This window comes from Peribacillus sp. P4_C12, from assembly GCF_056402095.1.
The window spans coordinates 1-3,993 of the sequence record NZ_JBFUIB010000353.1 but is presented as its reverse complement, the minus strand read 5'-3'; the positions used below and the strand labels follow the sequence as shown (position 1 = coordinate 3,993).

Sequence of the window (3,993 nt, the reverse complement as noted above, 5' to 3'; positions counted from 1 at the left end):
ATATAGAACACCCGTAAATAATATACTGATCATTAGTTCTGTCTCTTTGCTTGCTTTATTTTTAAGTTTAGATCTTGTAGCATCATTTATTAATTTCGGGGCGTTTCTTGCGTATACTTGTGTTAATATTGCCGTAATTGCTCATTATTATATTAGAAATAGAGAACGTTCGGTAAAAGGAACTGTCTTATATTTATTTATTCCTATTATTGGAGCTGCACTTGATATTTTACTACTTGTGAATCTTGATGTGCACTCAAAGGTACTTGGAGCAAGTTGGTTAATAATAGGCTTCATTTATTTACTTGTATTGACAAAAGGACTTAAAAAACAGCCACCAGTATTGAAAATTGAAGAAAATATTGTGTAGATTTAGAATAAAGTCACGATGTTTATAAGAAAGATGAAAAACGGCTTAGACACAACTATTGTCGGTATGGGACCTACAGGTCGTTATGGGATTAATCTATCGAAATGGTTATCTAATTAAAAGATTGATGTCGTAGGTCAATCCTCACCTTGTAAAAAGAAATAAAGAGAATCGAGATAACACTCAGTCCAAAAGTGATAAAAAAGACGCTCTCGTGATTGCGGATATGAAACAATCAATGAGATTGTTGTTACACTCTCGATTCTTCCCAAACAATCCGTTTTTAACGTTGGTGAGCACTACGGTTCTCTTCAACTTCTCTGGAGGAAATCCAGTGGTAGAAAAGGATTTCTTGGCGCTTAATTACTCTTTTTCCAATGATGTTAATTAAGAGAAATCAACTATTTGTTGAACAATGGTGATTGTCACTTGAAATAATGGAAATCTCTAGGTCGGGGAAGTCCCCTATTATTCAATTATTTTCAAACAAATAAAAAAGAACCATAAAAAAGATGTAGCCATACTTCTTTCTCAATCAAGAATAGAGTATATGCTACACTTTTTTTACTGTAATTAATGTTTAGTTTGTACGAGGTCTCTTACCATCTGAAATAAGACTATTAATTCTTTCGATAATATCGGGAAGTTCACTCATCGTTTTAATCGTAAAATCAGCCCCATTTTGCATAAAGGAGTTTGCAGTTTTAGAGATTACATTTTCTTTATCAAATTCTGATAGACTAGTAAACTCATCTAAACTTAATCCCATCTCAGAGCTTCTAATAATGACTCCAACAGACCAAACTCCTGCATTTACTCCCTCTTTAATATCTGTGTGTATAAGGGAGATGTGGTGTAGTAATTATATCAGAATTTTCTGTTTTATTAACATCTGTTTGTTCTGATATTGCTTTTTCTTGATCCTCATTGGACTTATCATCTGTGTTTGCATATCCACTAAAGAAGACGACTAAGGGGATCCCTATATCGGTGTGCTAGCCTTCGGTAAGAGCTAAGTAATACTTTACTTTCCCGTTATATTCAACGATTAGCACGTCATCCCGCTCTTTTGTTGAGTATATTTTTGCTCCTATGGGTAATTGATTGGCCATACCATCTTTTAACGATTTACTGAAACCATTTGAGAATACCTCTGTAATTTCTCCAACAGATTCGTTCTTAGTCAGTTTAAGCTCATTCACCCATTCAATATCCGTTTTATAAATTATTTTTTCCCATTGGAGAATGTCTGCATTTTTATCGAGTTTTAAAACTTCTTCTGCATCTGGATTTTTAGATGTCACGGTTTTGATTTCTGTATTAAAACAACCAGACAAATAAAAAATGCATACCATTAACATGAAAACCACTATATTTTTCTTCATCATACACCTCCATTCAATTAGACGTATGGATTTAACTTTCGTTACTGAATATAGCTATATATTGCGTTTGAAAGTTCCGGCTAATGGCAGCCATCTATTTTTTGGGTTATTCATTCATTTTTATCCGAAAAATGCAAATGCCCTTGTTACCAAGGGCATTCGCTCAATCAGATTTAATTAACAAATAGAAATAACTTCCTATGATATTCCTCAAACGTTTGTTGACTCTTTTCCGTATAGTCCATCCACTTCACCTTTTTACATCTTTCCTCTAATCTTTCATTCAGTTCTTCTTCAATTTCATGCATGAAACGAATGATTTCACCATACGGCATATTAAAATGACGAGCAGCGAGCCGGGGTGGGGAATGCTTTACCAGTAATCTCATAAAGTGATCGACCGTGTCCGCTTTTGAAGCGAGATAATCTTCTTCATTCACGATGAATTCATACACTTGTTTTTTCACGCCAGAAAGTTTGGTCACCTCGTCACGCAATAAAAACTCCATTAATCTTTCGTTCATATGACTCTACCTCGAATTTGATTATATTTAAACTCCTTGAGATTATGTATGAAAAAGCTATACTGCTCAACACCTCATTATGACATCGTAAACGTTACCCATCAAGCAAATCCTATCCTTAAATACAAAGCGTAATAATTACGATTTAAATTCTATATGTAAAATAACATGTATACTCCCCTTAGTCAAGGTACTCAACGGTTATAGCTGAGCAAGGTTTTTTAAGATCGATTAAATGATTGGTTTTTTCATGTAAAAAATATCCCATACCATGTTTTGTTCATTTAATTATGTAAAAATCTACTAAATGTATATTTTGCATTGTTTAATGTCAAAATATGACTATACAAAAGGTGATATGAAATAAAAAATTACCTCTATTATTATTTACTGTAATATTTTTGTTAAAATTTGATATAATAAATGTAATATTTAGTCAATTGTCACTTTTTTATAGAATTTAGTTTTGTAAAGGGGTAAAATATAGCTAATGACATCTTGTTTTTTCTAAATGTTTCCGAGGAGTTATAGGGTGGGTATAGCAAGTACATAGTGACAGCAAAAATGCTGTCCGACATATCGGTTGTTTTCATTTGTTCAGAATAACAATGAAAAGAATAAGGAGTGATTTTTTGAAACCTTCAACAAATCGCATGTTAACCCGTATTAAATCCGTTTATATGTTCATTAGTAATAACGGTACGGTTTCTACTCAAGAGCTTGTAGAAGAATTTGGCATCACTCCTCGAACTGTGCAGCGCGATTTAAATGTCTTAGCTTACAATGACCTTGTTCAAAGCCCAAGCCGTGGCCTTTGGACGACAACAAGTAAAAAGGTAAAGATGTCATCTTAAAAAGAACGACCACCCGAACGAAAATCGATATGTAAAATAAGTTTGAGGCGGACATAATTGTCCGCCTCATTTTTTCTTGCTTATTTATTATTCAGTCGGCTGGGCAGCTTTCAGTTGTTCGAGCTCTTCTGCTGTTAACTCCCTGTATTCGCCAAGTTCAAGTTCTTCATCAAGCTGCAGGCTTCCCATCGAGAGACGCTTTAGATACACGACCCGTTTCCCTACGGACTCAAACATCCGTTTCACTTGATGAAACTTCCCTTCCATAATCGTTAGCTCAATATCCGATGTAAGCCCTGATTTTAAAATATTTAATTCACCTGGTTTTGTTTCGTACCCATCATCTAGGGTCACGCCGTTGCGGAATGCAGCAATGTCTCGCTCCGTTACTTCGCCGTCAATGACCGCAAAATACGTTTTAGGGACGTGTTTTTTCGGGGAAAGTAGTTGGTGGGCAAGCTTTCCGTCATTCGTGATCAGCAATAGGCCTTCTGTGTCTTTATCCAAACGTCCGACTGGGAATGGTTCGAATACCGAATCCTCTGGCTCTAAGATGTCAATGACCGTCTCCTGGTGTTTGTCTTCAGTAGCCGACAACACACCTGGCGGCTTATTCATCATTAAATATATAAATTCTCTATATTCAACCCGTTCACCATGAACCGTTACGATTTCTGTATCAGGATCCACTTGTTCCTTCGGATCCTTCAGTAGTCGTTCATTGACCTTAACGGCTCCAGATTTCAAGAGTTTTTTCACTTCTTTTCTGCTTCCGTAACCAATATTGGATAATATCTTATCAATTCTCATTATTTCCTCCTAAAGCCTATTCAGTAAAAAGCCTTGCCCACTTTTATGAC

At 35.3% G+C, this 3,993-nt stretch carries 5 protein-coding genes and 2 pseudogenes; 3 read left to right on the top strand and 4 right to left on the bottom strand.

Annotated elements, in window-relative coordinates:
- Together AC1DUW_RS22755 and AC1DUW_RS22750 are read left to right on the top strand one after the other, a co-directional pair.
- A pseudogene (locus AC1DUW_RS22755) lies at positions 1–370 on the top strand (Putrescine importer PuuP); the annotation flags it as partial.
- 45 nt (positions 371–415) lie between these two features.
- Positions 416–599: pseudogene (locus AC1DUW_RS22750) on the top strand (IS110 family transposase); the annotation flags it as partial.
- A gap of 351 nt (positions 600–950) precedes the next feature.
- Here AC1DUW_RS22750 and AC1DUW_RS22745 read toward each other — a convergent pair.
- The 3 genes from AC1DUW_RS22745 to AC1DUW_RS22735 all read right to left on the bottom strand — a co-directional run bounded on the left by AC1DUW_RS22745 (position 951) and on the right by AC1DUW_RS22735 (position 2,279).
- On the bottom strand, positions 951–1,139 hold the full coding sequence (locus AC1DUW_RS22745) for a hypothetical protein (RefSeq protein WP_053347386.1): 189 nt from the start codon (positions 1,137–1,139) through the stop codon (positions 951–953).
- 226 nt (positions 1,140–1,365) lie between these two features.
- Positions 1,366–1,758, bottom strand: a complete 393-nt coding sequence (locus AC1DUW_RS22740; RefSeq protein ID WP_082527444.1) for a hypothetical protein — start codon at positions 1,756–1,758, stop codon at positions 1,366–1,368.
- Between the two features lie 170 nt (positions 1,759–1,928).
- Positions 1,929–2,279, bottom strand: a complete 351-nt coding sequence (locus AC1DUW_RS22735) for a hypothetical protein (protein WP_053347388.1) — start codon at positions 2,277–2,279, stop codon at positions 1,929–1,931.
- Between the two features lie 632 nt (positions 2,280–2,911).
- Here AC1DUW_RS22735 and AC1DUW_RS22730 point away from each other — a divergent pair.
- Positions 2,912–3,133, top strand: coding sequence for a DeoR family transcriptional regulator (locus AC1DUW_RS22730; protein ID WP_034309346.1), 222 nt, complete (start codon positions 2,912–2,914; stop codon positions 3,131–3,133).
- A gap of 87 nt (positions 3,134–3,220) precedes the next feature.
- Here AC1DUW_RS22730 and AC1DUW_RS22725 read toward each other — a convergent pair whose 3' ends face one another.
- Positions 3,221–3,943, bottom strand: a complete 723-nt coding sequence (locus AC1DUW_RS22725; RefSeq protein WP_053347389.1) for a pseudouridine synthase — start codon at positions 3,941–3,943, stop codon at positions 3,221–3,223.
- Positions 3,944–3,993: the final 50 nt, after the last annotated feature.